Raw genomic sequence first — 26053 nt, forward strand, 5'->3', positions numbered from 1 at the left:
CCGCTGACGCGGGCCTTTTTGCAACGCTGCGAGGCTCAGAACGCATCTTCCTCCATCGCTGCACAGGTCATGTCGCGCGCCTTGACCACCTGTAGCCAGGCACCGATGCGCGGCAACTCGTAATGGAAGAAGTAGCGCTGCGCCGCCATGCTGCCGCGATGAGCTGCAATGGCAAGATCCTTGTCCATGGCCAGTACGGCCAGCGCGACATCCAGCCAGATCCATGCCAGCACCAGGTGACCGAAGGCCTGCATATAGGGCACGGCATTGGCCAGTGCATCCTGCGGATTGCCCGTGGCCCAGGCCGCCTTGGTGGTTGATCCAACATCGGCCAGCGCACGCGCCAGCTGGTTGGCATAGGTGCCCAGCTTCTCATGCTGCATGGCTCGCTGGATGGTGACGTTGATGCGTGCCGCCAGCAGCTGCAGCCCCTTGCCGCCGTCCATGACGACCTTGCGGCCCAGCAGATCCATGGCCTGGATGCCGTGCGTGCCCTCGTGAATCATGTTCAGGCGGTTGTCTCGCCAGTACTGCTCGACCGCGAAGTCGCGCGTATAGCCGTAGCCACCATGGATCTGGATGGCCAGCGAATTGGCTTCCAGGCAGAACTCGCTGGGCCAGCTCTTGGCCACCGGCGTCAGCACCTCCAGCAGCAGCCTGGCTTCTGCCGCCTCCTGGCTCTGGCCGGTGTACTGCTCGTCCACCAGTCTCGCGCACAGCAGGTTCAGGGCCAGCGCGCCTTCGCAATAGGCCTTCTGCGCCAGCAGCATGCGCTTGACGTCGGCATGCTCGATGATGCGCGACTGCGGCCGGCTCGCATCCTTGCCGCCCTCGCCTATGGGCCTGCCCTGTGGGCGGCTTTGCGCATATTCGAGACTGGCGTGATAGCCGGCCATGCCCAGCATGGAGGCCGCCATGCCGATGGAGATGCGCGCCTCGTTCATCATGTGGAACATGCACTTCAGGCCCTCGCCGGGCTTGCCGACCAGGTAGCCGATCGCACCCGCGCCGCGGCCATCCAGGCCCCCGCCATGCTGGCCGCGCACCGGGTATTTGCCTTCGCCAAAATTGAGCAAGGTATTGGTCGTTCCGCGCCAGCCCAGCTTGTGGTTGAGGCCTGCCAGGGCCACATCGTTGCGCTCGCCGGTCAGCCGCCCTTCGGCATCGACCAGCTTCTTGGGCACGATGAACAGCGAAATGCCCTTCACGCCGGCAATGGTCTTGCCATCAGCGCCGGGAATCTTGGCCAGCACCAGATGCACGATGTTCTCGGTCATCTCGTGGTCGCCCGAGCTGATCCACATCTTGTTGCCCTTGAGGCGATAGCGCGGCCCCAGCGCGTCACTCTCATGCTCGATGCCATCGGGCTCGGCACGCGTGGCGATATCCGACAGCGACGAGCCCGCCTGCGGCTCGGACAAGGCCATGGTTCCGGCCCAGCGGCCGTTGAACTCATTGGCGGCAAAGACTTTTTTCTGCCGCTCGGTGCCATGGGCCATGATGGCGTTGGCATTGCCCGAGGTCAGCATGTTCGAGCCAATGCTGATCGAGGCCGCTGCAAAAAAACAGTTGGCCGCCGCCTCCACCGTGTAGGGCAGCTGCATGCCGCCCATCTCGTAGTCCTGGGCAGCACTGAGCATGCCCGAGTCGGCATAGGCCTCGCGGGCTTCATAGGTGCATTGGGGCAGGATGACTTTTTCGCCGTCGAACTGCGGCTCCTGCAAGTCCACCGTGCGGTTGAAGGGCGCGTATTTCTCGCGCGCGATGCGCTCGCAGGTATCCATCACCGCATCAAAGGTATCACGCGAATGATCGGCAAAGCGTGAGCGGCTGGTCAGGCCTTCGGCCTGCAGCCAGTCGTAGAGCAGAAAGTCAATGGTGGAACGCAGGCGCATAGATTACCCATCAAAACATGCTTCATCGCTTATGGACAAAGCGATAAAAGCTATCAATTTCATATATCCAGAGGAGAAAAAAGCCGCCTCCAGCCCCTACCCCAAGGTGGCCAGAAGGCGGCTTGGCCAAAGCCTTGCTTACAGCACTTCAAACACGCCCGCCGCGCCCATGCCTCCGCCGATGCACATGGTCACGCAGACACGCTTGGCGCCGCGGCGCTTGCCTTCGATCAGTGCATGCCCCGTCAGGCGCTGGCCCGAGACACCATAGGGGTGGCCCACGGCAATCGCGCCGCCGTTGACGTTGAGCCTGTCGGCCGGAATGCCCAGCTTGTCGCGGCAGTAGATGACCTGCACGGCAAAGGCTTCGTTGAGCTCCCACAGGTCGATATCGTTGATCGACAGACCCAGCTTCTTGAGCACCTTGGGAATGGCGTAGATGGGGCCGATGCCCATTTCGTCTGGCTCGCAGCCAGCCACGGCAAAGCCCAGGAAACGGCCCAGGGGCTTGAGGCCCTTGCGCGAGGCGTATTCCTCGCTGACCACGGCGCAGGCGCCGGCCCCGTCGGAGAACTGGCTCGCATTGCCGGCCGTGATCACCCCGCCGGGCAGCGCGCTGCGCAGACCGCTGATGCCTTCCTTGGTCGTGCCCTCGCGAATGCCCTCATCCTTGCTGACGGTCACCTCCTTGGTGATCAGGCCGCGCACCTTGTCGGCCACGCCCATGACGGTCTTCATGGGAGCAATTTCCGCTTCGAACAGGCCGGCCGCCTGTGCCGCAGCCGCTTTCTGCTGGCTGGAGGCGCCGTACTCATCCTGGGCATCGCGACTGATGTTGTAGCGCTTGGCCACCTGCTCGGCAGTCTGCAGCATGCTCCAGTAGATCTCTGGCTTCATGGCCGTCAGCTCGGGATCGAAAGCCATGTGCGGATTCAGGTGGGGCTGCACGCAGGAGATGCTCTCCAGACCGCCCGCCACCAGCACATCGTTCTCGCCCGCGATGATGCGCTGGGCAGCCAGCGCAATCGCCTGCAGGCCCGAGGAGCAGAAGCGGTTGATGGTCAGGCCCGATGTAGTGACCGGCAGACCTGCACGCATGGCGATCAGACGGGCGACGTTGCCGCCGGTCGTGCCTTCGGGCAGGGACATGCCCATGATCACGTCCTCGACCTCGGCACCCTCAATGCCGGCGCGCTCCACTGCGGCCTTGACGGCGTGGGCCCCCAGGGTGGGACCGTAAGTCATGTTGAAAGCGCCCTTCCAGCTCTTGGCCAGCGGAGTGCGCGCGGTAGAAACAATCACTGCGGATGTCATGTTCTGTCCTTTGATTCTGGGTGTTTCGTGGCAAATCGTCCGCGCCTAGCTGAACTGCTTGCCTTCGGCGGCCAGCTTGGCCAGCAGCGGTGCGGGCTGCCAGAACTTGGCATCGTCGTTGGGGTTCTGGGCAAAGCGCCCCATGGCCTGAACCACGTTGAACAGGCCAACCTCGCCCGCATAGTGCATAGGGCCGCCGCGCCACAGCGGAAAGCCGTAGCCGGTCAGATACACCATGTCGATGTCGCCGGACTTGCTGGCAATGCCGTCCTCCAGAATGTGCGCGCCTTCGTTGACCAGCGCATAGACCAGGCGCTGCACGATTTCCTCGTCGGAGATCTTGCGCGGCGTGATACCCAGGCTCTTGCGGTGCTCGTCGATCATCTTGGCTACCACCTCCGAAGGGATGGCATCGCGCTTGCCAGGCACATAGTCATACCAGCCCGCACCGGTCTTCTGGCCAAAGCGGCCCAGCTCGCACAGACGGTCCGCACTGGCGCTGTACTTCATATCGGGTTTTTCGACATAACGGCGCTTGCGAATCGCCCAACCGATGTCGTTGCCCGCCAGATCGCCCATGCGGAACGGGCCCATGGCAAAGCCGAACTTCTCGATGGCCTTGTCCACCTGCTGTGGCGATGCACCTTCGTCCAGCAGGAAGCCGGCCTGGCGCGAGTACTGCTCGATCATGCGGTTGCCGATGAAGCCGTCGCAGACGCCGGAGACCACGGCCGTCTTCTTGATCTTCTTGCCCACCTTCATCACCGTGGCCAGCACATCCTTGGCTGTGGCCTTGCCGCGCACCACTTCCAGCAGCTTCATCACATTGGCGGGACTGAAGAAATGCATGCCCACCACGTCTTGAGGACGCTTGGTGAAAGCGGCAATCTTGTCCACATCGAGCGTGGAGGTGTTGGATGCCAGAATCGCACCGGGCTTGGTCACTTCATCGAGCTGCTTGAAGACCTGCTCCTTCACGCCCAGCTCCTCGAACACGGCCTCGATGATGAGGTCGGCATTCTTCAGGTCGCCATAGTTGAGCGTGGTGGACAGCAGGCCCATGCGCTGCTCGTACTTCTGCTCGGAGAGCTTGCCCTTCTTGACCTGAGCCTCGTAGTTCTTGCGGATGGTCGCCACACCGCGATCCAGGGCTTCCTGCTTGGTCTCCAGAATCGTGACGGGAATGCCCGCATTCAGGAAATTCATGGAAATGCCGCCGCCCATGGTGCCGGCGCCGATCACGCCCACGGTGCGGATCTCGCGCACCGGTGTATCACCGGGCACATCTGGGATCTTGGAGGCGGCACGCTCGGCCATGAACAGATGGCGCAGCGAACGCGACTCGGGCGTCATCATCAGCTGCATGAAGGCTTCGCGCTCGGCCACCATGCCATCGTCGAACTTCTTGGTCGTGGCGTTCTTGACGGCCTCAAGACAGCGCAGGGGCGCAGGGAAGTTCTTGGACATGCCCTGCACCATGGTGGCGGCAAACTCGAAATAGGCCTCGCCCTGGGGATGCTTGCAGGACAGGTCACGCACACGCGGCAGCGGGCGGACATCGGCGACCTCCAGCGCCAAGGCCTTGGCCTCGGCCAGCAGCGTCTCGGCCGATGCAGACATCTTGTTGAACAGCTTCTGGCCGGGCAGCATGGCAAGCATTTCGCTCATCACAGTCTCGCCGCTGACGATCATGTTGAGAGCGGCTTCCACACCCAGTACACGCGGCAGGCGCTGGGTGCCGCCGGCGCCTGGCAGCAGGCCCAGCTTGACCTCTGGCAGTGCCACGGCCGTGCCAGGGGCGGCAATGCGGTAATGACAGCCCAGCGCCAGCTCCAGCCCGCCCCCCATGCAGACGCTGTGAATCGCAGCAATCACGGGCTTGGTCGACAGGTCCAACTGCTGGATGACCGAGATCAGATGCGGCTCGCGGTAGGCATCTTCCTTGCCGAACTCGGTGATATCGGCTCCGCCCGAGAAAGCCTTGCCAGCGCCGGTAATGACGATGGCCTTGACGGCATCATCCGCCAGAGCCTGGCGCAAACCTTCGACCACACCTCGTCTGGTGGCCAGACCCAGGCCGTTGACCGGCGGGTTGTTCAAGGTAATGACGGCGATGGCTCCGTCCACTTTGTATTCAGCAGTCATGCTGTTGTCCCCTGTTCAATAAATAGAAAAGAACGGTCGTGCGTTTTTATTTTCCGAATTTTGCTGCGTTGCGCAACTGATGCTTGTCCTGAGCGAGACAGCTCACACAATGAGCACACCTCATGTCAAAGACATCAAGCAAGGGCCTGGGCGGCCCCACCGCCCCGCAGCAAGGATGTCGTCCCCCTCCCGCAAAGCGAGAGAGGGGGAAGCGGCAAAGCCGCTCAAGGGGTGTGTCAGCTCACACCTCCAGCCACTCCTTGCGAACCTTTTCGTTCGCCCTGAGGGTCTCAGGGGTGCCGTCAAACACGATATGTCCATGGCCCATGACCAGGGCCCGATCCGAGATATTCATGGCGATAGTGAGCTTTTGCTCGATCAGCAGCACGGACACGCCGCGATCCTTGATCTTCTTGAGGTATTCGCCCACCAGCTCCACGATCTTGGGTGCCAGCCCTTCCGTGGGTTCGTCGATGATGATGAGATCCGGGTCGCCCATCAGCGTGCGGCAGAGTGTGAGCATCTGCTGCTCGCCGCCCGACATCACGCCGGCCTCGGTGTGCTGACGCTCCTTGAGGCGGGGAAACATGGCATACATATCGTCAAAACCCCAGCGGCTGCCTTTGCCCTTGCCTTTCTGCCCCAGCATCAGGTTCTGATGTACGGTCAGATTGGGGAACACATCGCGGCTCTCCGGCACATAGCCGATACCCAGATGGGCCACCTCATAGGCTTTCTTGCCATGCAGGTTCTTGCCTTTCCAGTCCAGTGCCCCCTCCCAGTGCACCAGTCCCATGATGGCCTTGGCTGTGGTGGAGCGGCCCGAGCCGTTACGCCCCAGCAAGGCCACGATCTCGCCGGCATGGACCTCGAAGTCCACGCCATGCAGCACATGGCTTTTGCCGTAGTAGGCATGCAAATCGTTGATCTTCAGCATCTCAATGCGCTCCTGCCTGTTGGTCTGCGACGGAAGATCCCAGATATGCTTCTTGCACTCTGGCGTTGGCACGCACGGCTTCAGGCGTGTCATAGGCGATGACCTCGCCGTAGACCACCACGGCAATCTTGTCCGCCAGCCCGAAGACCACGCCCATGTCGTGCTCCACGGTCAGCAGCGTCTTGCCTTCGGTAACCTTCTTGATCAGCTGGATGAAATGCGCGGTTTCGCTGTTGCTCATGCCGGCCGTGGGTTCGTCCAGCAAGATGACGCTGGCACCGCCGCCGATGGTGATGCCGATCTCCAGCGCACGCTGCTCGGCATAGGTCAGGTTCACGGCCAGCGTGTCGCGCTTGCGGTGCAGACCGATCATCTCCATCAGCTCATTGGCGCGTTCGTTGGCGTCATGCAGATTGGAGAGAAAGCGCCAGAAGCTATAGCGATAGCCCAGACTCCAGAGCACGCTGCAGCGCAGGTTTTCAAACACCGATAGCTTGGGAAAGATGTTCGTGATCTGAAAGCTGCGCGACAGCCCCATGCGGTTGATCTCGAACGGCTTTTTGCCGTTGATACGCTGGCCGTGCAGCAGCACCTCGCCGCTGCTGGGCTCGAAACGGCCGCTGATCAGATTGAACAACGTGCTCTTGCCCGCGCCGTTGGGGCCGATGATGGCAATACGTTCGCCGGCATTGACCGCCAGGTTGGCGCCGCGAATGATTTCTGTCTTGCCGAAGCTCTTGCGCAGATCGCGCAGCTCCAGTGCATGGCCTGACTGCTGCGCCGCTTGCGCAGCCGGTTGATGGATGGCGATGCTGGACATGGTTCAGCCCTCCCCTTTCTTGATGCTTTCTTCAATCGCTTCCTGAATGCGACCCCAGCGACGGGCCGTCAGTCGGCGCACGCCCTCCAGCAGGCCCAGGCCCACCACGAACACCACAATCGCCACGGTCCAGGTGGAGGCAGCACCGGTGTCCAGCTCAGCTTCCATGAAGGGCACCTTGGGGCCCAGCGCCGCATTGAGCTGCATGTGATAGATCATCTCGATCAGCGACGCGGCACCGACCACGGTCACGATGCCGGCCGCCAGAATGCCCAGATAGGGCATGAGCAGGCGCTTGAAATGACCGAACTTGGCTACGCGCAGATTCATCATGATCAGGCTGGCCACACCGCCGGGGGCATACATGACCATGAGCAGGAACACCAGGCCCAGGTACAGCAGCCAGGCCTTGGTCAGCTCGGACAGCAGCACCGATGCCAGCACCAGCAGCACGGCACCGATGATGGGGCCGAAGAAGAAGGTGGCGCCGCCCAGGAAGGTGAACAGCAGATAGCCGCCCGAGCGCACCACGCTGACACTGTCCATGGCCGTGATGATCTCGAAGTTGATGGCCGTCAAGCCGCCACCGATGCCCGCAAAAAAGCCCGCGATGATGAAGGCGAAGTAGCGCACGCGCTGGGTGTTGTAGCCCACGAATTCCACGCGCTCCGGGTTGTCGCGCACGGCGTTCAGCATGCGCCCCAGCGGCGTGCCGGTGAAGGCAAACATGGCAGCAGTGCAGACGAAGCAGTACACGGCAATCAGGTAGTACACCTGCAGGCCCGAGCCGAAATCCAGCCCGAAGAACTTGCTGTAGACCCGGTCCGTGGTGATGCCACCCTCGCCGCCGAAGAACTCGGGAAACATCAGCGCCATGGACGCCACCAGCTCTCCCAGCCCCATGGTGATCATGGCAAAGGTGGTACCCGATTTCTTGGTCGTCACATAGCCGAAGAGCGCCGCGAAGAACATGCCCGCCAGGCCGCCCACGATGGGAATCAGCACCAGCGGAATGGCCATCTCGCCAGCAGCGGCCTTGTTCATGGCATGAATGGCCAGGAACGATCCGAGGCCGGTGTAGACAGCATGCCCGAAGCTCAGCATGCCGCCCTGCCCCAGCAGGATGTTGTAGGACAGGCAGATGATGATCAGATAGCCGATCTGGCTGAGCATGGTCAGAGCCAGCGAGCTGGTGAAGATCAGCGGTGCCACGATCAGCGCCAGCGCAAACAGGCCCCAGATCAGAATTCGCCCTATGTTCAAGGGCTTGAAGCGGTAATGCGCCTGAGCCCGAGCTTTGTCGGCAGCAGAAGAATTCATGGATGTTTTTGCAATCGAAGACATGGCTCAATCCCCTCTGGTACCCAGCAAGCCCTTGGGGCGGAAGATCAGAATCAGCACCAGGAACAGGTAAGGCAGGATGGGCGCAACCTGCGACAGCGTCAGCCGCAGCACGGGCCAGCCGAAGGTGGATTCATTGACCTGATGCCCCATGGAAGCGAACAGGCCAGCCAGCGACCAGTCCAGCGCCACGGCAAAGGTCTGCACCACGCCGATCAGCAGCGAAGCCACGAAAGCCCCCGCCAGCGAGCCCATGCCGCCCACCACCACCACCACGAAAATGATGGAGCCCACGGAGGCCGCCATGGCGGGCTCGGTCACATAGGTGTTGCCGCCAATCACGCCGGCCAGACCGGCCAGCGCGCAGCCGCCGCCAAACACCAGCATGAACACGCGCGGCACGTTGTGGCCCAGCGCCTCCACCATTTCCGGGTTCTTGAGCGCGGCCTGAATCACCAGGCCGATGCGCGTGCGCGTCAGCAGCAGCCAGACGGCCACCAGCATCAGCAGCGCCACCAGCATCACAAAGGAACGCGACTTGGGGAACTGTGTGCCATACAAGGTAAACAGCGGCCCCTGCAGCGCCGATGGCAGCGCATAAGGCACTGTGCCGCGCCCCCAGACGAGCTGCACCACTTCCAGAATCAGATAGGACAGGCCAAAGGTCACCAGCAGCTCGGGCACATGGCCGTATTTGTGCACGCGGCGCAGGCTGTAGCGCTCGAACAGCGCTCCCAGCACGCCCACCAGCACCGGGCTGAAAAAGAGCGCGGGCCAGAACCCGATGATGCCGCTGAGCGTGTACGCGAAATACGCGCCCAGCATGTAGAAGCTGGTGTGGGCGAAATTCAGCACGCCCATCATGCTGAAGATCAGCGTCAGGCCTGAGCTGAGCATGAAAAGCAACAGCCCGTAGCTCACTCCGTTGAGCATCGATATGGTGAAAAATTCAGGCGTCATCGACTTGCCTTGTTCTCATTAGCAAAAAGACCGCTGCAGCACTGCACCTGTTATGCGCTCTTGTGGGTGCGGATGCTGCAGCACGAGGGAGAGTGAGAATATGCGAGCCTGACTCAGGACGGACGCTTCATCTGGCAGCTGGTGGGCGTGCTGGCCACATAGGGCTCGTAGTACTTCACGGGGGCGAAGGTGTAGCCGGTGTTTTCCGCGTCATAGGGGAACTTGCCGCCGGCCTTCTGCCACTTCGAGATGTACAAGCCCTGCTGCAGCTGGTGGTCACTCTTGCGCATCTCGACATCGCCGTTGAAGCTTTTGAGCTTCATGCCCTCAAGCACCGCCGCAACCTTGACCGGGTCGGTGGATCCCGTCTTGACAAAGGCCGCATCCAGCAAGGCGAACACATGGTAGATCGAGCTTTGCGTCAGGTCGTCATTGAACTTCTTCTTGAAGCTGTCCATGCTGGCCTGAATCGGCGCGCCCATGTTGTAGTGCCCGTAGGTCACGGTATAGACCTTGCCGTCGGAGGCCGCGCCCATGGCTGTGGGAGCGCCGGCGCCAAACGCGTAATAGGTATAGAACTTGACGTTGTTCAGGCCCGCGTCGTTGGCAGCCTTGAGCAGCAGCGACAGATCCGCGCCCCAGTTGCCGGTGATCACGGTATCGGCTCCCGACTGCTTGATCTTGGCTACATAGGGCGCGAAGTCGCGTACCTGGGCCAGCGGAGAAAAGTCATCGCCCACGATCTGCACATCGGGACGCTTTCTCTTGAGCAGGTCCTTGGCGTACTTGGACACCTGCTGACCATGCCCGTAGTTCTGGTTGATCAGATAGACCTTCTTGACCTCGGCATCGTCCTTCATGAAGGTGGTCAGCGCCTCCATCTTCATGGAGGTATCGGCATCAAGTCGGAAATGCCAGTAGCTGCACTTGCTGTTGGTCAGGTCGGGATCCACGGCCGCGTAGTTGAGATAGAGCAGCTCCTTGCCCTTGTTGCGCGCATTGTGCTTTTCCAGCGCATCCATGATCGCCAGCGCCGGGCCCGAGCCATTGCCCTGCGTCACATAGCGCACGCCCTGATCCATGGCCGAGCGCAGCGCGGCCGTGGTCTCCTGCGGGCTGAGCTTGTTGTCCAGTGCCACGATCTCGAACTTCACGCCCGAGGCATTTTTCTTGTTGAACTCTTCCGCCAGCAGTTGAAAGGTCTTGAGCTGATTCGTTCCCACGGCAGCCATCAGACCCGACAAGGGATCAATCCAGGCGACCTTGACGGTTTCGCCCTTCTGAGCCCAGGCTCCACCTGCACTCACTGCCATGGCCGAGACGGCCACTGCTCGCATAACCCATTTCATACTTGTCTCCTTTCACCATTTTTGCTAGCGACTGACGCCAATCTACCGGCCGGTAGACTTTTTCCCGCTGGGGAAAGCCTTAGGAACTATCACGCATGCGACTTGCCGGGCCGATTCGCGGCAGTTGGCGACACTTGCGCGACAGCTGCTCGCACTTGCAGACGAATGAAACCCGGGAATAAAAAAGGACGCCACCAGGGCGCCCCGAAATCCGCTTCTCTCGCATCGCCTCAGGAGGGACGCTTCATCTGGCAGCTGGTGGGAGTGCTTGCCACATAGGGCTCGAAGTACTTCACGGGTGCAAAGGTATAGCCCGTGTTCTCGGAGTCCATGGGGTATTTGCCGCCGGCCTTCTCCCATCGCGCGATGTACAGGCCCTGCTGCAGTTGGTGATCGCTCTTGCGCATCTCGACCTCGCCGTTGTAGTTCTGGAACTTCATGCCCTCCATGGTCGCGGCGACCTTGACCGGGTCGGTGGTCTTGGCTTTTGCAAAAGCCTGGTCGAGCATGTTCAGGCCCGTGTACACGGTGCCGGTGTACATATCCTCGTTGACCTTGGCCTTGAAGCCCTTGACGATCTTGTCCATGGCGCCGGGCATGTTCAGGTGGCCGTAGCCCACCATATAGACCTTGCCTGCCGCCGCCGCACCCATGGCCGTGGGAGCACCCGTGGCAATGGCGTAATAGGTGTAGAACTTGACGTTGTTCAGGCCCGCATCGTTGGCGGCCTTGATGAGCAGCGCCAGATCCGAGCCCCAATTGCCGGTGATCACCGTGTCTGCGCCCGACTGCTTGATCTTGGCCACATAGGGCGCGAAGTCGCGCACCTGGGCCAGCGGCGAGAAATCATCACCCACGACTTCCACATCGGGGCGCTTGCGCTTGAGCATCTCCTTGGCGTACTTGGACACCTGCTGGCCATGCGAGTAGTTCTGGTTGATCAGATAGACCTTCTTGATCTCAGGCACGTCCTTCATATACGTGGTCAAGGCCTCCATCTTCATGGAAGTATCGGCATCGAGGCGGAAATGCCAGTAGCTGCACTTGCTGTTGGTCAGATCAGGGTCCACGGCCGCATAGTTGAGGAACACGACCTCCTTGCCCTTGTTGCGCGCATTGTGCTTTTCCAGTGCATCCATGATGGCCAGCGCCGGGCCCGAGCCATTGCCCTGGAACACATAGCGCACGCCCTGGTCCATGGCCGAGCGCAACGCGGCCGTGGTCTCCTGCGGGCTGAGCTTGTTGTCGATGCCGATGATCTCGAACTTCACCCCCGAAGCATTGCCCTTGTTGAGTTCCTCTGCCACATACTGCAGGCTTTTGAGCTGGTTGGATCCCAGCGCTGCCATCAGGCCCGAGAGCGGGTCAATCCAGGCGACCTTGACGGTCTCACCCTTCTGGGCCATCGCACTCCCCGCGCACGCCAGGATCACCGATGCTGTCAAAGCCTTGATTGCAAACTTCATAGAGCGTCTCCGTTGGTGTTTATGAGCGACGCCCAGACTAAAGGGCAAGCCAGCGCCTGCGGCTTGGGGGTTGCCCTAGCGCATATCACATTGGTGACTGCAGGGTTTACCTCAGGCCACAACTTCAAAAACCATAGCTGGTGTCTCCCGCACATAAAGGGCCAGAGGCACTTCTGACTTCGACAGTCTAGAGCGGTAACTGGCTTTCCGTCAGCGGCAGGCCGCTGGAGCTGCTCAGCACCTGAGGCTCGGGCAACTCCCTGCCATCCAGAAGCGGACCTATATCGCGCATCAGCTGGTCGAAGCTCAGCCTGCCGGCCTTGACCCTTGCCAGCAGCTCGACCACTCCGGGCAACTGATCAAAGCGTGCACCCGCAATCAGCGCCAGGCACAGATAGTTGAGCAGGTCACGTGTGCCGGTTAGCCCCTGGCGGTGTGCAAACACCAGTTGCTGACGCACAAACCAGTGCATGGCCAGTGGTGGCAATCTGTCGCGCAGATGGGTCTGATTCAGATTGAGGTAGTAGATCAGCAGATCGGGCACATTGCCCTTTACCAGCGCATCGACCTGAGCGGTGCCGAGCTGCAGCGGCAGGGGCGCCGCAGGCCCGGCAAAATCAGCCACTGCATATTCATGCAACCGGCCTGATCGACTCCAGCACCACCAGCGTGCGACCGGCCCCAGCAAGGCCCGGCACTGCGCGGGCTGCAGCACGGGATCGATGCCGGATTGCGTGTCCGGATCGCTCTGCCCCAGCAAGGCCGCCAGCACGGCCGGATCCCAGAAGGCAAGATAGCTGCCGTCGCCGTCAGGCAGTCTTGGATCCATGGCCAGGCGCAGATGGGCCAGCAGCGTCGGCATCTCGCATTCGCTTGCCAGCAGGCTGGCGCAGGGACTGGCCTGCACCACATCGAGCACGGCATCGAGAAGATCCTGCTGCGGCATTTTCAAGGCCTGAGCACTGCTGCCAAGGTGCACCAGCCAGGGGCTGAGCTTGCCCTCCTTGCTCGCGCGCGTGAAGGCAAACAAGGCCTCGGCACCGCTTTGCGGCACCTGCGCCAACAAGTCACGGTTCTGTGCCGCATCCAGCAACAGATACAGCTGCAAGGGCTTGTTTGCTGGCTTGCCGGTCGAATTGAGCTGCGACCAGCGCAGAGGCCAGCTCTTGCGTGCAGGTCTTGCTTGCGGCCAGAGCGGCCCGGCGCTCATGGCAACTCCTTGTTCACAAATGCAGAGCGCTGCTGCGCCCGACGTGCCAGGCACTCCAGACACACATTGCGCGGTGCAGCCTGGGCGACAGCCTCTGGCCCACAGGCTGCTGCAGGAAGACTCCATGCACCCAGCCCGCCTAGCAAGGCGGCTGCGAGAAGCTGGCGTCGCGGCAAGTCGTGGGCGGGACCGCCATCCGATAGCGAGGGTGGCGAGCAATCGCAAAAACCAGGAGCTGAAGGCATGGATGTCAACCAATGGCACCAGAAAAGGCACAGGCAAAAAAGCCATCATCTCACGATGATGGCTTGGCTCCCGCCGGGCCGGGGGGCGATCAGGCTGCCGAGGGCAGCTTGTAGTCCTTGAGTTCCTCGCGCAGACGGGTCTTGAGCATCTTGCCCGTGGCGCCGATCGGAATAGCCTCCACAAACACCACATCATCAGGAATCTGCCACTTGGCCGTCTTGCCCTCGTAGAACTTCAACAGCTCCTCACGCGTGATTTCCGCGCCTGGCTTCTTGACCACGGCCACGATGGGGCGCTCGTCCCACTTGGGATGCGGCATGCCTATGCAGGCAGCCATGGCCACGGCCGGGTTGGCCATGGCGATGTTTTCAATATCAATGGAGCTGATCCATTCGCCGCCGGACTTGATCACATCCTTGCTGCGGTCGGTGATCTGCATATAGCCGTCGGGGTCTATCGTCGCCACATCCCCCGTCGGGAACCAACCGTGGCCGTCAGCCCCACGTACCAGGGGGTTGCCGCTGCCTTTGTAGTAGCTGTCGATGATCCAGGGGCCGCGCACCAGCAGGTCGCCATAGCTCTTGCCATCCCAGGGCTGCTCGTCGCCGGCGTCGTTGACGATCTTCATCTCCACACCATAGATCGCGCGCCCCTGCTTCTGCCGGATCTTCATCTGCTCTTCCTTGGGCAGTTCCAGATGCTTGTTCTTGAGCGTGCACAGCGTGCCCAGCGGACTCATCTCCGTCATGCCCCAGGCGTGCAGCACCTCCACACCATAGTCGTCCTGGAAGGCCGTGATCATGGCCGGCGGGCAGGCGGAGCCGCCGATCACCGTGCGATTGAGCTTGGAAAAACGCAGGCCACCCGGCTTCATGTAGCCGAGCAGCATCTGCCAGACGGTGGGCACGCCAGCTGCAAAGGTCACGCCTTCCGACTCGATGAGTTCGTAGACCGACTTGCCGTCGAGCGCCGGGCCCGGGAAGACCATCTTGCAGCCCGTGAGCGCCGCCGAATAGGGCAGGCCCCAGGCATTGACGTGGAACATGGGGACCACGGGCAGCACCGAATCACGGGCCGACAGGCACATCACATCGGGCAGCGCTGCGGCATAGGCGTGCAGCGTGCTGGAGCGGTGGCTGTAGAGCACGGCCTTGGGGTTACCCGTAGTGCCGCTGGTGTAGCACATGCTGGATGCAGTGTTCTCGTCAAACTGCGGCCAGCGGTATTGATCGGACTGACCCGCAATCCAGCTCTCGTAGCTGACCAGGCCTGGAATGCCGCTGTCTGCCGGCAGCCGGTCTGCATCGCACAGCACCACCCATTGCTGCACCTGCGGGCATTTGGCATGCACGGCCTGAATGATGGGTAAGAAGGTCAGGTCAAAGCACAGCACCTTGTCTTCGGCGTGGTTGACAATCCAGGCGACCTGCTCGGGGTGCAGGCGCGGGTTGACGGTGTGCAGCACCCGGCCCGAGCCGCTGACGCCAAAATACATCTCCATGTGGCGATAGCCATTCCAGGCCAGGCTGGCCACTCTGTCGCCCTGGGCCAGGCCCATGGCATCGAGCTTGTTGGCAAGCTGACGCGAGCGCGCCGCCAGATCCTTGTAGGTGTAGCGGTGGATATCCCCCTCGACACGGCGGGAGACTATCTCTCCATCGGCATGGTTGCGTGCGGCAAACTCGATCAGGGAAGAAATCAACAGCGGCTGGCTTTGCATCAGACCCAACATTGGCAGTCTCCTGGATATCGTTGTGAAGATCGGGAAGCATCCTAGCGCGGGCTTCCGGGCCGTCATCTGAGGACTGTCACCAATGCGTAACCTTGGCGACCTTTGTCTGCATCCTCCCTCTGAACGATGTGCGCGCACTCAGGGAAAAACCTAGGCCGCTCTCCAACCGAAACCAACTCAACAACCCTGCAAGCCCTGTCCCTGACGCCGCTCAAGCACAATGCCTGCATGAGCGAATCCCCTGCCCCGCAATGGCGCAAGCCCGGCCGCTTCGAAGCCCTGGGCCCGGCTTTTTTCACCTATCTCCAACCCACGCCCGTACCCGAGCCGCACTGGATTGCCACCAGCGTCAGCACGGCCCGCTGGATGGGTCTGAACCCCCAATGGCTGCACAGCGCCGAAGCGCTGCAAATCCTCAGCGGCAATGCCGTCTCCGACCATGGCAACGGCGGCAGCAAGCCGCTGGCCACGGTCTATAGCGGTCACCAGTTCGGCGTCTGGGCCGGCCAGCTCGGCGACGGCCGTGCCATCCTGCTGGGCGAGACGGAGCAGGGCTTTGAAGTCCAGCTCAAGGGCGCAGGCCGCACCCCCTATTCACGCATGGGCGACGGCCGGGCCGTGCTGCGCTCGTCGATTCGCGAGTTTCTCTGCAGCGAAGCCATGACAGCCCTGGGCATTCCCACCACGCGCGCGCTGGCGCTGACGGGCTCGCCCCTGCCCGTGGCCCGCGAGACCATGGAAACTGCCGCCGTCGTGACCCGAGTGGCCGAGAGCTTCATCCGCTTCGGACATTTCGAGCATTTCGCCGCACGCGACATGCAGGCCGAACTTAAAGCCCTGGCCGACATGGTCATAGACCAGCATTACCCGGAATGTCGCACGGCCGCTGCACTGAACGGCAATCCCTATGCCAACTTTCTGCAGGCGGTGAGCGAGCGCACGGCCCGATTGCTGGCCCAGTGGCAAGGCGTGGGCTTTTGCCATGGTGTGATGAATACCGACAATATGAGCATTCTGGGGTTGACCATAGACTACGGCCCCTTCCAGTTTCTCGACGTCTTCGACCCCGGTCATATATGCAACCACAGCGACAGCCAGGGCCGCTATGCCTTTAACCGCCAGCCCCAGGTCGCCTACTGGAATCTCTATTGCCTGGGTCAGGCCCTGCTGCCGCTGATCGGCGACGAAGAGCTGACGATCGCCGCGCTGGAGTCGTACAAGACCGTCTTTCCTGCAGCCTATGCACGCCAGATGCTGGCCAAGCTGGGCCTGCCCGAGAACGAAGCCGGCACGCCCGCCACTGAAGGCCGCTTTGCCCTGCTGGTCAACCCTCTGCTGCAGATCCTGGCGGACAACAAGGTGGACTACACCATCTTCTTTACCCGCCTGACCGATGCCGTTGCACAGGGGCAGCAAACGAAAATCGACTTTGAGCCGCTGCGTGACATCATTCTTGACCGGGCCAGCTTCGATGCCTGGTCGCTCACTTATTCAGAGCAGCTAGCACAAATGGACAAAGCACAGACCGTCGATTTGATGCAAAAATCCAATCCGCGCTTTGTGCTGCGCAACCATCTGGGCGAGACGGTGATTCGCGCCGCCCAGGCCGGTGACTTCGCCCCGGTACAGCAGATGCTGGCCGTGCTGCAGACGCCTTACGACCCGCACCCGGACCACGCTGACTGGGCCGGCTTCCCGCCCGACTGGGCTTCCTCGATTGAAATCAGCTGTTCATCATGAGCTTTCCCATCCAGAAATCCGACCAAGAATGGCAAGCACTGTTGCAGGACAAGGGAGCTGAAGCCACGGCCTTCCAGGTCACGCGCCACGCAGCCACCGAGCGCCCCTTCACCGGCAAATACGAACAGTTCTGGGCCGATGGCAGCTACCACTGCGTCTGCTGCGGCAACAAACTGTTCGACTCGCATACCAAGTTTGACGCCGGCTGCGGCTGGCCCAGCTTCGACCAGGCCGTGCCCGGCGCCATCACCAATATCGTGGACCGCAGCCACGGCATGGTGCGCACCGAGACGGTGTGCAGCAACTGCGGAGCCCATCTGGGCCATGTCTTTCCCGATGGCCCCACCGATACCGGCCTGCGCTACTGCATGAACTCGGCCTCGCTGGATTTCCACAAGGAACCGCAAAAATAAGAGCTGACAAGGCTGGTGCAGCAAGGGCCTGCGGCTTCCGACCTGGCCCGCCGCCCTGACCTTTAGCATCAGCTTTGATAGCTGAATCCGTCCGGCGTACAAGGCTTTGCCCACGGTAAGGCCCGGGCTTTGGTGCATGATGCGACTTTGCTCGCAGCACCGGGAACCTTGCCGCTGCTGCGCAGTCTGAATTTCAGAACGACTACCATTTCGCGCATGAAGCTGCTGATTGATTTCTTCCCCATCATCCTGTTTTTCGTGGCCTTCAAGGTCTGGGGCATTTACACCGCCACAGCGGTGGCCATTGTCGCAACCGTGGCGCAGATCGCCTATCTGCGCTTCAAGACCGGCAAGATCGAACCCATGCAATGGATGAGCCTCGGCGTCATCGTGCTGTTCGGCGGTGCCACGCTGCTGGCCCATGACGACAACTTCATCAAATGGAAGCCCACGGTGCTGTACTGGCTCATGGGCGGCGCGCTGCTGATCGGCCAGTTGGTGTTCAAGAAGAACCTGCTGCGCTCCGTCATGGGCGCGCAACTTCAACTGCCCGACGCCATCTGGCTCAAGCTCAACTGGGCCTGGACCGCATTCTTCGCCGCCATGGGCGGACTCAACATCTGGGTAGCCTACAACTTCGACACCGATGCCTGGGTCAACTTCAAGCTGTTTGGCGGCATGGGACTGATGGTGGTGTTTGTGATTGCACAAGCCATCTACATGAGCCGCTACCTGCCTCAGGACGGCGTGCCCAGCACGGCCGAAACCAAGGACAAGCAGCCATGAGCGTGACGATCAGCGCCCAGGCCATGGACGCTGCCCTGCGCCAGCGTCTGGCCCCGACCCAGCTCGAAGTCATCGACGAGAGCTATCAGCATGCCGGTCATGCCGGTGCCAACGACAGCGGTGTGGGCACGCATTTCCGCGTCCGCATCGCTGGTCCGGCCTTTGATGGAAAAACCCGCGTGGCACGCCACCGCCTTGTGTATGATGCACTGCAAGACTTCATTGACCAGGGTGTTCATGCCATCGCCATTGAAGTACTTTGAGAACGCACTGTTCTGACCACAGGCTCCTTGACGGGAGCCTGTTGCGTATGGACTGAACTTCACTTACTTTTCTCAATCACAACTCGAATGAGCATGAAACAAAAACAACTGGCCCGCATCGTGGCCGCCGCTGTTCTGGGCGCAGCCGCCCTGTCCGCCTCGGCCCAGAATGTGGCCATCGTCAATGGCAAGGCCGTTCCCATGGCCCGCGTCAACGCCCTGAAGGCCCAGATCGAAGCCAGCGGCCAGCCCGTGGCCCCCGAAATGGACAAGATGATCAAGGACGAGGTCATCGCGCGTGAAGTCTTCATGCAGGAAGCCAACCGCCGCGGTCTGGCAGCTTCCGAGGCCTACAAGCAACAGATGGACATGGCCCGCCAGACCGTGCTGATCCGTGCGCTGTTCGAAGACTTCCAGAAGAAGAACCCCGTGACCGATACCGAAGCCAAGGCCGAATACGACAAGTTCGTTGAGGCCAATGGTGGCAAGGAATACAAGGCCAGCCACATCCTGGTGGAATCCGAAGACCGCGCCAAGGCCATCATCGCCGAAGTGAAGGCCGGCAAGAAGTTCGAGGACATCGCCAAGAAGGAATCCAAGGACCCCGGATCGGGCGCCCGCGGCGGCGACCTGGACTGGGCCAACCCCAACAACTACGTGCCCGAGTTCACCGAAGCACTGATCAAGCTCAAGAAGGGCGAAATGACCGACGCCCCCGTCAAGAGCCAGTTTGGCTGGCACATCATCCGCATGGACGACGAGCGTCAGGCTGAAATGCCCAAGTTCGAGGACGTCAAGCCACAGATTACTCAGCAGCTGCAACAGCAAAAGCTGCAGCAATTCCAGGATCAGCTGCGCAAAAGCGCAAAAATCCAGTAACATGATCTAACGTCAGTACCCAAAAGTACTGGCCAGACCATCACCCAAGCCCGCGTCAAGCGGGCTTTTTTTGTCTCATCGCTGCGGTGTTGCTACATCTTCTGCAGCATCTTGAGCAGACTCAGACTTGACCGGCGGCAATTGTTCGGGCTTTCGTGGACGGCAATGCGGGGATTTGCGTGCCGTGCCCGAGCCCTTATCCGCCCCCTCTGTTGCGGCTTGCCGACGGGCCTCTTCTTCGGTCTGCAAGGGGCACAGCGGCAATTGCGCAGACAGACGAGAGTTTTGTGGTGCCACCGCATCGGCCGTCGGTGCAACAGGCTGCGCAGCGTCCGAACTCCGGGAAAGCGCCCGGGCTGACGGTGCTCTGCTTGCTGCCGCTGCCGCGCTGGAGGCTGGCGCAGCCTCGGATTGCGGCGCAGTGGCCGACGCCTGCACATCCTGGGTATGCGGCGCCTGCTGCGCCTTTGCTGGAGTCCGGCTCTGCCTGGATTTCTCAGCCGGCGAAACCGAACCGGCTGCACTGGCATCTGCGGCCACCGGAGCAGAAGCGATTGCAGGCGCCGGTGCAGACGCCTGTGCAGCCGGGTCTATATCCGCAGGCTGGGCAGGCTCGGCCACGACTTCGGAGCTGGAGCCGGATCCGGCGTCCGGCCCGCTCCACCAGGCACCATGCTGCAGCATCAGCCAGCCCACCAGTCCGACAGCTGCCAGTCCGCCCACAGCATGACGCAGCCAGAAGCGGTCGTTGGCTGCAGGTTTGTCCGTCCGTTCCCGGGGCTGCTGCCCCACACCTGCCACACGCTGGCGTGCGCGCTCAAGAATGGCGGTGCTGCTTTGCGCACTGGGGCCACGGTCCTCTGCCACGGCCTCGTGGTAGAGCTCGCGCAGCGCATCGGGCTTGTCGTCGCCGGACGGGGTTTCGGGGTGCATATTCATGCCAGTTCCTCCAGCGCGGCGCGCAGTTTGGCACGCGCATAGCGCAAGCGGCTCTTAGCCGTTTCCTCGGCAACGCCAGTGGTCTGGGCAATTTCGGCCAGTGTCAGATCAGCCTCGACCTGCAGCACAAAGCACTCGCGCTGCTCAGCCGGGAGCCGGGCCAGCGCAGCCAGAATGGCCTGGGCCATGAGTTGACGATCGAGCTGCTGCTCGGGCTCGAAGCCCGAGGCCGCAAACAGGCTTTCGGCCAGCCGCATGGACTCTGGCGTGTCTGCCGAAAGGCTGATGCCCGGCCGCTGCCTGCGCCAATGGTCGACCAGCCGGTGATGTGCCATGGTGAACAGCCAGGTCGTGAACCTGCTGCGCACCTCATAGCGGCAGGCACTGTCCACCACGGCAAACCAGAGGTCTTGCGCCAGATCGTCGGCCAGCGCCGCATCGCCCGTGTTGCGATAGAAATAGCGCCACATGCGCAGGCTATGCCGGGTATAAAGCGTCTCGAACGCCGTGGCCTGCCCTGCAGCATAGCTGCGCATCAGGGCTTCATCGGCGGGTTGGGGTTGGGCAAGCGGCGGTGCAAGCATGCCCGCGATTATGCAAATTCCGGCGACAGCGCAACCAACTCAGTTGCGGGGCGGATCCGGCACAAAGCCGTTGTCCCCGGGGAAGGGATTGGGCGCGCGCGGCTGGGACGGCCGTGGACGGGGCTCGCGAATCACGCCTCTGGCGACCAGATTGGCATAGCTGTCGTAACGGATGCGCACCATCTGCCGGGGCTGGTCGGTATCGGCTTCGAACTCCACCTGGGTGACTTGCGAACGCTCCACCGCGCCATGGCCCGTGCCCAGCGAAGGGGCCGGTGATGCCTGGGGCGCACGGCGCTCGGCGCTGCGGCTCTTGCTGGCGGCCTGCGGCATGGCACTATCGGCTGCGGCAGGCTCGGCAGCCGATGCAGCGCTCGCGGCGTCCGACTCATAGACTGGCCCTTGGTATCTGGCCGGCTCGGGCAGCTTTTCACGGTACAGAGCCACGCCAATCACGCCCACATCCTGCGGCCGGCCGGTTCTGGCGGCATAGGACATATCGCTTTCGGAAAAATAGAACGCAGCCACGTTGTCATTGCTCTTGCGCCAGCCCCTCACGTCATAGCTGTCGGCCGCATCCAGCACATAGCCGCCTTCGGCGCGGGAGCTCGCCGTGCGGCCGTTGATGGCATTGACCCCGTCGACGCTGATGACGCCCATGATGCGGCGGCTCTCGAGGTTGCGGATGCGCACCGCATAGTTGGCACCGGGGCGGCCCACTACCCACAGCTCCCCCTCGTGACTGTACTGGGGCAGTACCCGACCCGTGGCACGTTCGACGATGCTGATCTGGGCCAGCTTGTGGTTGCCGCGCGTCCAGGCCGAGGCCGGCGCGGCGGCCACCATCGCGGCAGCGCAGAGCAGAGAGGCGCGCAGCAGACGGCCGCGCGACAGCAAGAAACCAGGAACCGGGGGTTCGATACGGACGGACAGCATGGACAAGGCCTCCTCAAGATACAGCCACAGCGGCTGAAACAAACTTGTCGGAGGCTGAAACGCAGCAGCAGAGCCAACGGGGTCAAGTCAGGCGCCCTGATTTGCAAGCATTTGCAACACCATCTGCAACATCATTGGCAACACCGCTTGGCGCCGCATTCCTGCTCCGGCCCGGCATGTCTGGCACAATCGCGCTCGCTGCAGCCCAAGGCTGGCAGCCATGCTGGGGGTGTCCTGACCATGACCGGTCAGGGCTGAGAGAGTCCCTTTGAACCTGATTGCGCAAGCGGTGTCCTGACGACCGCTTGCCCGAGATCATCCTCGCGCAGGGAAGCTGTCCAAGGTGTCATGCCGCGACTGGCCATGTCTTTGCTGGCCCGCCGCGCAAACCATGCGGCCCCTGCTTCGTTTTTCTGGCGGAGCATTCATGAATTCATCTTCTTCCACATCGGCCAATCGGGCCCTGGCCCCGGTGACGGAGCAGGAGCGCGTCTTTGCCTGGCGCGACCATGCCTCGCTGTGGTTCAGCCTGGGCGTGGGCCTGCTGGTCATGCAGATGGGGGCCTATCTGCTGCCAGCGCTCAGCCCGCTGCATGCGCTGATCGCGATAGCCATCGGCTCGCTGATCGGTGCCGGCCTGCTGGGCTGGGTGGGCAAGCTCGGCTGCGACAGCGGCCTGTCCAGCGCCGGGCTGATGCACAGCGTCTACGGCCGCCGCTTCGCAAGACTGCCAATCGTGCTCAACATCGTCCAGTTGCTGGGCTGGGGCAGTTTCGAGCTGGTGGTGATGCGCGACGCCACCGTGGCGCTGGGCAAGCAAGGCGGCATCATGGGCGCTGCCTACTGGCCCTGGCTGGCCACGCTGCTCTGGGGCGGCGTGATCCTGCTGCTGATGAGCGGCTCCATGACCACCCTGGTGCGCCGCATCATCTCGCGCGTGGCCTTGCCGCTGGTGATTGCCTCGCTGCTGTGGCTGAGCTGGCAATTCCTCAAAATGGCCGGCGCCACCGGCCTAGGGACCTTGCTGGCCCGCGAAGGTGCCGGCGGCATGAGCATGCTTGGCGCCGTCGATCTGGTGATCGCCATGCCCATCAGCTGGCTACCGCTGGTGGCCGACTATGCGCGCCACGGCAAAAGCGGCAAGTCCGCGCTGACGGGCGCCTGGACCGGCTTTGCCCTGGCCAATATCTGGTGCTACTCCCTGGGCGTGCTGGTGGCCCTGACCCTGCCCAGCGAAGACCTGGTCACGGCCCTGCTGCTGGCCCAGGGCGGGCTGATTGCCCTGTCGCTGATTCTGATCGACGAGGTGGACAACGCCTATGGCGATGCCTACTCGGGCGCCATGTCGGCCCACAGCCTGCAACCGGGCTGGAGCATTCGCCGCTGGGGCCTGCTGATCGCGTCCCTGTGCACGGCGCTGGCCATGGTGCTGCCCATGCACAGCCTGGAGCCGTTTCTGCTGCTGCTCAGCTCCTGCTTTGTGCCGCTGTTCGGCGTGATGCTGGGTCGCCTGGCCTTTGGCACCGATGCCGTGGAGCTGATGCAAAAAGCGCCCGCCGTGCGCTGGGATGCCGTGGCCATCTGGGTGCTGGGCATTGCCTTCTATCACCTGCTGCCCTATGTCAGCACGGCCCTGGGCTCGGCCCTGCCCACGCTGGCGCTGACTTTTGTGGTGGCCGTCGCCACACGCCAGCTGCAGCCGCGCTCCGTTGCCGCCTGAACAAGGCTCGAATTCAATAGCAACCAGCGCCCTGCAACAGGTCGTTTCAACCTTCTTTCTTATCTTCTATCGGGCGCCCGCCGCCTGCAACAGCTGCACCACGGCCTGCTGCCCGCGCTGGCGTGCATGGGCCAGGGCCGTCACTCCATCCTTGTCGGGCAGGTTCAGATCGGCCTTGGCATCGATCAAGGCCTGGATGATGGCCTGATGGCGCGGCCCGCCATCGCTGAGCACCACGGCCTCCATCAGGCAGGTCCAGCCCAGCCGGTTGACATGGTTCACATCCACACCTGCCGTGATCAGCGCCTGGGCTGTTTCCAGATGGCCGCGCTCGCAGGCCGGAATCAGGGCCGTGCCGCCATAGCGGTTGGTGCTCTTGAGATCGGCGCCATAGGAAATCGTCATGCGCACAATCTCCAGCCGGCCCTGCGCGCCGGCCAGCAGATAGGCGCTGTCCTGCATCTGGTTCTGGATATTGGGGCTGGCACCATGCATCAGCAGCGAACGTGCGACCTCGATATGGTTGGCCGCCGTGGCCAGCAGCAAGGGGGTATTGCCCCGGGCGTCCTGCACGTCGACAGGCGCGTTGCCGGCCAGCAGATTGCGCACCGCCACGGTATCGCCCTGCGCGGCAGCGGCCAGCAATTGCTGGCCCAGCATCTGCGGGTCCCCGGCTTTTGGCGCCGCAGCGGCGGCAGGTGTTGCAGCCGGAGCATTCGCCGACGCCCTACTCTGGCAGGCCGTGAGCAGCGTTGCTGCGGTCAGAGTCGTCAATGCAAGCGTCAATCGGGTGGTCAACGAGGCACTCCCGTGGGCGCTGGTTGGCTGTTTCATGGCATTCCTTCATGGCTGTCGGGTGTTCAGCCCCTGTCAGCTTTCTACAGGAACTATAGCTAGCCACGCAAGTCCGATGAGGGTTACAGCCTGTTTTCAATCGATAAAAGGAGAATCTGCCCCGTGCCTTGCAACCGCTGGATCCGCACCGCCGCCACTTCAAGCCTGATCGCGCTGGGTGCGCTCACCGCCGGCCTGCTGCCGGCCCTCGCACAAGCCCAGGAATTTGTCAGCATCAAGGGCAAGACAGTGAATGTGCGCGAGCAGCCCAACACCCGCTCCGCAACACTCTGGGAACTGAGCAAGGGCTACCCGCTGCAAGTCACCCAGCGCAAGGGCCAGTGGCTGCGCGTCAAGGACTATGAGTCCACGCTGGGCTGGGTCCACGCCCCGCTGACCAGCAAGAGCCCGCATATGGTGGTGACAGCGCGCACGGCCAATCTGCGCTCCGGCCCCGGCCAGAAGCACAACCGGGTAGGCAAGCTGGAGCAGCATGAGGTGCTGCAGACGCTGAAAAAGCAAGGCAGCTGGGCCCAGGTCCAGCGCAGCAATGGCCAAAGCGGCTGGGTGGCCAAGAATCTGGTCTGGGGCTGGTAAGCCCGGCAACAAGCACACCCCAAAAGCAAAGGCCTGCAGCTGCAGGCCTTTTTTGCGGGAGCCGGAAATCAGCCTTCGACGATCAGCTGTGCACGCGGCGCATAACCATGATTGAGCGGACCGTGACCCTGGCCGGTATAGACCTCGGCACCCGCCTCGATGGCGCCCAGAATATAGCGCCGCGCCTCGGTCACTGCGGCCTCCAGCGCCAGTCCCTGGGCCAGGAAGGAGGCAATCGCCGACGACAGCGTGCATCCTGTGCCATGGCCGTTATGGGTGACGATGCGCTGCGACTGCAGGCGCAGATAGTCGCTGGCCTGCTGGCCTTGCCGGCCCAGCACATCCATGACCAGATCGCCGCTCAGATGCCCGCCCTTGAGCAACACCGCCGGCGCCCCCATGGCCAGCAGATCGGCCACGGCCGCATCCAGCGCTCCAATGCCGTCGATGTTGCGACCCAGCAGCAAAGCTGCTTCATCCAGATTGGGGGTAATCACCGTCGCCAGCGGGAACAGCTCCTGGACCAGCGCCTGGGCCGTCTCGGGAACGATCAGGCGGTCGCCGCTGGTGGCCACCATCACGGGGTCCAGCACCACGTTCCTGATCCGATGGCGGCGGATCGCATCCGCCACCACGCTCACCACATCGGGAGTGGCCAGCATGCCGATCTTGACGGCATCGACGCCTATGTCCTGCACAACGGCATCGATCTGGCCGCGCACGGTATCGAGCGGAATGCCGTGAATGCCCGTCACGCCCAGCGTGTTCTGCACGGTGATGGCCGTGATCGCCGTCATGCCGTAGCAGCCCAGTGCCGCACAAGTCTTGAGGTCGGCCTGGATGCCGGCACCACCGCCGCTGTCCGAGCCGGCAATGGAGAGCACGCGCGCATAGCGCTTTTTTGCGGCGCCGGAGATGGAGGAAGAAGCAATCACTGTCATGGCAAA

23 protein-coding genes are annotated in these 26053 nt (G+C 62.4%); 7 read left to right on the forward strand and 16 right to left on the reverse strand.

What is annotated here, in order from left to right; all coding sequences use genetic code 11:
• Nucleotides 1–35: 35 nt before the first annotated feature.
• From DFO48_RS16750 to DFO48_RS16805, 11 genes are all read right to left on the reverse strand, one after another.
• A complete protein-coding gene (locus DFO48_RS16750) occupies nucleotides 36–1895 on the reverse strand; it encodes an acyl-CoA dehydrogenase (protein WP_114864152.1) in 1860 nt (619 codons plus the stop codon).
• 138 nt (nucleotides 1896–2033) lie between these two features.
• Nucleotides 2034–3209 carry an acetyl-CoA C-acyltransferase gene (locus tag DFO48_RS16755; RefSeq protein WP_003069486.1) on the reverse strand — a complete coding sequence of 392 codons (1176 nt, stop codon included), beginning with the start codon at nucleotides 3207–3209 and terminating at the stop codon, nucleotides 2034–2036.
• A 45-nt stretch (nucleotides 3210–3254) separates the two neighbouring features.
• Nucleotides 3255–5354 (reverse strand): 3-hydroxyacyl-CoA dehydrogenase NAD-binding domain-containing protein, encoded by a 2100-nt coding sequence (locus tag DFO48_RS16760; RefSeq protein ID WP_114864153.1) that lies wholly within the window; start codon nucleotides 5352–5354, stop codon nucleotides 3255–3257.
• A gap of 241 nt (nucleotides 5355–5595) precedes the next feature.
• Nucleotides 5596–6291 carry an ABC transporter ATP-binding protein gene (locus DFO48_RS16770; protein WP_003069489.1) on the reverse strand — a complete coding sequence of 232 codons (696 nt, stop codon included), beginning with the start codon at nucleotides 6289–6291 and terminating at the stop codon, nucleotides 5596–5598.
• A gap of 1 nt (nucleotide 6292) precedes the next feature.
• The gene (locus DFO48_RS16775) at nucleotides 6293–7111 is read right to left on the reverse strand and encodes an ABC transporter ATP-binding protein (protein WP_046460817.1); all 819 of its coding nucleotides are present in this window, start codon (nucleotides 7109–7111) and stop codon (nucleotides 6293–6295) included.
• 3 nt (nucleotides 7112–7114) lie between these two features.
• Nucleotides 7115–8455 carry a branched-chain amino acid ABC transporter permease gene (locus DFO48_RS16780; RefSeq protein ID WP_114864154.1) on the reverse strand — a complete coding sequence of 447 codons (1341 nt, stop codon included), beginning with the start codon at nucleotides 8453–8455 and terminating at the stop codon, nucleotides 7115–7117.
• A 3-nt stretch (nucleotides 8456–8458) separates the two neighbouring features.
• Nucleotides 8459–9412: a branched-chain amino acid ABC transporter permease gene (locus DFO48_RS16785; protein WP_003069495.1), complete on the reverse strand. Its 954-nt coding sequence runs from the start codon at nucleotides 9410–9412 to the stop codon at nucleotides 8459–8461.
• 113 nt (nucleotides 9413–9525) lie between these two features.
• Nucleotides 9526–10761, reverse strand: a complete 1236-nt coding sequence (locus DFO48_RS16790) for a branched-chain amino acid ABC transporter substrate-binding protein (RefSeq protein ID WP_114864155.1) — start codon at nucleotides 10759–10761, stop codon at nucleotides 9526–9528.
• Between the two features lie 230 nt (nucleotides 10762–10991).
• Nucleotides 10992–12227 (reverse strand): branched-chain amino acid ABC transporter substrate-binding protein, encoded by a 1236-nt coding sequence (locus DFO48_RS16795; protein ID WP_003053735.1) that lies wholly within the window; start codon nucleotides 12225–12227, stop codon nucleotides 10992–10994.
• A gap of 187 nt (nucleotides 12228–12414) precedes the next feature.
• A complete protein-coding gene (locus DFO48_RS16800; RefSeq protein WP_114864156.1) occupies nucleotides 12415–13437 on the reverse strand; it encodes a DUF4123 domain-containing protein in 1023 nt (340 codons plus the stop codon).
• Between the two features lie 334 nt (nucleotides 13438–13771).
• Complete coding sequence (locus tag DFO48_RS16805) at nucleotides 13772–15415, reverse strand: 3-(methylthio)propionyl-CoA ligase (protein WP_114864157.1); 1644 nt, start codon at nucleotides 15413–15415, stop codon at nucleotides 13772–13774.
• 228 nt (nucleotides 15416–15643) lie between these two features.
• Between DFO48_RS16805 and DFO48_RS16810 the strand changes: the two genes are divergently transcribed.
• From DFO48_RS16810 to DFO48_RS16830, 5 genes are all read left to right on the forward strand, one after another.
• Nucleotides 15644–17155: a YdiU family protein gene (locus DFO48_RS16810; protein WP_114864158.1), complete on the forward strand. Its 1512-nt coding sequence runs from the start codon at nucleotides 15644–15646 to the stop codon at nucleotides 17153–17155.
• Nucleotides 17152–17568 carry a peptide-methionine (R)-S-oxide reductase MsrB gene (msrB, locus tag DFO48_RS16815; RefSeq protein ID WP_114864159.1) on the forward strand — a complete coding sequence of 139 codons (417 nt, stop codon included), beginning with the start codon at nucleotides 17152–17154 and terminating at the stop codon, nucleotides 17566–17568. The genes DFO48_RS16810 and msrB overlap by 4 nt, the downstream gene beginning before the upstream one ends.
• 216 nt (nucleotides 17569–17784) lie before the next feature.
• Nucleotides 17785–18354 (forward strand): septation protein A, encoded by a 570-nt coding sequence (locus tag DFO48_RS16820; RefSeq protein WP_034349351.1) that lies wholly within the window; start codon nucleotides 17785–17787, stop codon nucleotides 18352–18354.
• Nucleotides 18351–18617: a BolA family transcriptional regulator gene (locus DFO48_RS16825; protein ID WP_114864160.1), complete on the forward strand. Its 267-nt coding sequence runs from the start codon at nucleotides 18351–18353 to the stop codon at nucleotides 18615–18617. Before DFO48_RS16820 ends, DFO48_RS16825 begins: the two co-directional genes overlap by 4 nt.
• Nucleotides 18618–18704: 87 nt before the next feature.
• Complete coding sequence (locus tag DFO48_RS16830) at nucleotides 18705–19496, forward strand: peptidylprolyl isomerase (protein WP_370449585.1); 792 nt, start codon at nucleotides 18705–18707, stop codon at nucleotides 19494–19496.
• 75 nt (nucleotides 19497–19571) lie between these two features.
• Here the strand turns inward: DFO48_RS16830 and DFO48_RS16835 are convergent, their stop codons facing one another.
• From DFO48_RS16835 to DFO48_RS16845, 3 genes are read right to left on the reverse strand one after another with little or no spacing between them, the layout of a single operon-like run.
• Nucleotides 19572–20435, reverse strand: coding sequence for a hypothetical protein (locus DFO48_RS16835; RefSeq protein ID WP_114864161.1), 864 nt, complete (start codon nucleotides 20433–20435; stop codon nucleotides 19572–19574).
• Complete coding sequence (locus tag DFO48_RS16840) at nucleotides 20432–21019, reverse strand: sigma-70 family RNA polymerase sigma factor (protein ID WP_114864162.1); 588 nt, start codon at nucleotides 21017–21019, stop codon at nucleotides 20432–20434. Before DFO48_RS16840 ends, DFO48_RS16835 begins: the two co-directional genes overlap by 4 nt.
• Nucleotides 21020–21058: 39 nt before the next feature.
• Nucleotides 21059–21955 carry a hypothetical protein gene (locus DFO48_RS16845; RefSeq protein WP_114864266.1) on the reverse strand — a complete coding sequence of 299 codons (897 nt, stop codon included), beginning with the start codon at nucleotides 21953–21955 and terminating at the stop codon, nucleotides 21059–21061.
• A 427-nt stretch (nucleotides 21956–22382) separates the two neighbouring features.
• Between DFO48_RS16845 and DFO48_RS16850 the strand changes: the two genes are divergently transcribed.
• Complete coding sequence (locus tag DFO48_RS16850; protein WP_114864163.1) at nucleotides 22383–23675, forward strand: cytosine permease; 1293 nt, start codon at nucleotides 22383–22385, stop codon at nucleotides 23673–23675.
• 66 nt (nucleotides 23676–23741) lie between these two features.
• On the opposite strand, the gene DFO48_RS16855 is transcribed toward DFO48_RS16850, so the two are convergent.
• Complete coding sequence (locus tag DFO48_RS16855) at nucleotides 23742–24509, reverse strand: ankyrin repeat domain-containing protein (RefSeq protein ID WP_114864164.1); 768 nt, start codon at nucleotides 24507–24509, stop codon at nucleotides 23742–23744.
• Nucleotides 24510–24632: 123 nt separating this feature from the next.
• Here DFO48_RS16855 and DFO48_RS16860 point away from each other — a divergent pair, with 123 nt between their 5' ends.
• Entirely contained in the window at nucleotides 24633–25106 is a 474-nt protein-coding gene (locus DFO48_RS16860; RefSeq protein ID WP_003077863.1) for an SH3 domain-containing protein, read from the forward strand.
• A 68-nt stretch (nucleotides 25107–25174) separates the two neighbouring features.
• Here the strand turns inward: DFO48_RS16860 and thiD are convergent, their stop codons facing one another.
• On the reverse strand, nucleotides 25175–26047 hold the full coding sequence (gene thiD, locus DFO48_RS16865) for a bifunctional hydroxymethylpyrimidine kinase/phosphomethylpyrimidine kinase (protein ID WP_114864165.1): 873 nt from the start codon (nucleotides 26045–26047) through the stop codon (nucleotides 25175–25177).
• Nucleotides 26048–26053 lie beyond the last annotated feature (6 nt).

It is taken from the genome of Comamonas sp. AG1104, assembly GCF_003350425.1.
GTDB classification, from domain to species: Bacteria; Pseudomonadota; Gammaproteobacteria; order Burkholderiales; family Burkholderiaceae_C; genus Comamonas; species Comamonas testosteroni.

Excerpts from the sequence above, each read along its gene's own strand:
- DFO48_RS16785 (WP_003069495.1), bottom strand. The coding sequence starts at position 9,412 with ATGACGCCTGAATTTTTCACCATATCGATGCTCAACGGAGTGAGCTAC.
- DFO48_RS16840 (WP_114864162.1), bottom strand. The coding sequence starts at position 21,019 with ATGCTTGCACCGCCGCTTGCCCAACCCCAACCCGCCGATGAAGCCCTG.
- DFO48_RS16810 (WP_114864158.1), top strand. The coding sequence starts at position 15,644 with ATGAGCGAATCCCCTGCCCCGCAATGGCGCAAGCCCGGCCGCTTCGAA.
- DFO48_RS16835 (WP_114864161.1), bottom strand. The coding sequence starts at position 20,435 with ATGAATATGCACCCCGAAACCCCGTCCGGCGACGACAAGCCCGATGCG.
- DFO48_RS16775 (WP_046460817.1), bottom strand. The coding sequence starts at position 7,111 with ATGTCCAGCATCGCCATCCATCAACCGGCTGCGCAAGCGGCGCAGCAG.
- DFO48_RS16845 (WP_114864266.1), bottom strand. The coding sequence starts at position 21,955 with ATGCTGTCCGTCCGTATCGAACCCCCGGTTCCTGGTTTCTTGCTGTCG.
- DFO48_RS16830 (WP_370449585.1), top strand. The coding sequence starts at position 18,705 with ATGAGCATGAAACAAAAACAACTGGCCCGCATCGTGGCCGCCGCTGTT.
- DFO48_RS16760 (WP_114864153.1), bottom strand. The coding sequence starts at position 5,354 with ATGACTGCTGAATACAAAGTGGACGGAGCCATCGCCGTCATTACCTTG.
- DFO48_RS16750 (WP_114864152.1), bottom strand. The coding sequence starts at position 1,895 with ATGCGCCTGCGTTCCACCATTGACTTTCTGCTCTACGACTGGCTGCAG.
- DFO48_RS16800 (WP_114864156.1), bottom strand. The coding sequence starts at position 13,437 with ATGAGCGCCGGGCCGCTCTGGCCGCAAGCAAGACCTGCACGCAAGAGC.
- DFO48_RS16825 (WP_114864160.1), top strand. The coding sequence starts at position 18,351 with ATGAGCGTGACGATCAGCGCCCAGGCCATGGACGCTGCCCTGCGCCAG.
- msrB (WP_114864159.1), top strand. The coding sequence starts at position 17,152 with ATGAGCTTTCCCATCCAGAAATCCGACCAAGAATGGCAAGCACTGTTG.
- DFO48_RS16790 (WP_114864155.1), bottom strand. The coding sequence starts at position 10,761 with ATGAAATGGGTTATGCGAGCAGTGGCCGTCTCGGCCATGGCAGTGAGT.
- DFO48_RS16820 (WP_034349351.1), top strand. The coding sequence starts at position 17,785 with ATGAAGCTGCTGATTGATTTCTTCCCCATCATCCTGTTTTTCGTGGCC.
- thiD (WP_114864165.1), bottom strand. The coding sequence starts at position 26,047 with ATGACAGTGATTGCTTCTTCCTCCATCTCCGGCGCCGCAAAAAAGCGC.
- DFO48_RS16755 (WP_003069486.1), bottom strand. The coding sequence starts at position 3,209 with ATGACATCCGCAGTGATTGTTTCTACCGCGCGCACTCCGCTGGCCAAG.
- DFO48_RS16850 (WP_114864163.1), top strand. The coding sequence starts at position 22,383 with ATGAATTCATCTTCTTCCACATCGGCCAATCGGGCCCTGGCCCCGGTG.
- DFO48_RS16805 (WP_114864157.1), bottom strand. The coding sequence starts at position 15,415 with ATGTTGGGTCTGATGCAAAGCCAGCCGCTGTTGATTTCTTCCCTGATC.
- DFO48_RS16780 (WP_114864154.1), bottom strand. The coding sequence starts at position 8,455 with ATGTCTTCGATTGCAAAAACATCCATGAATTCTTCTGCTGCCGACAAA.
- DFO48_RS16795 (WP_003053735.1), bottom strand. The coding sequence starts at position 12,227 with ATGAAGTTTGCAATCAAGGCTTTGACAGCATCGGTGATCCTGGCGTGC.
- DFO48_RS16770 (WP_003069489.1), bottom strand. The coding sequence starts at position 6,291 with ATGCTGAAGATCAACGATTTGCATGCCTACTACGGCAAAAGCCATGTG.
- DFO48_RS16855 (WP_114864164.1), bottom strand. The coding sequence starts at position 24,509 with ATGAAACAGCCAACCAGCGCCCACGGGAGTGCCTCGTTGACCACCCGA.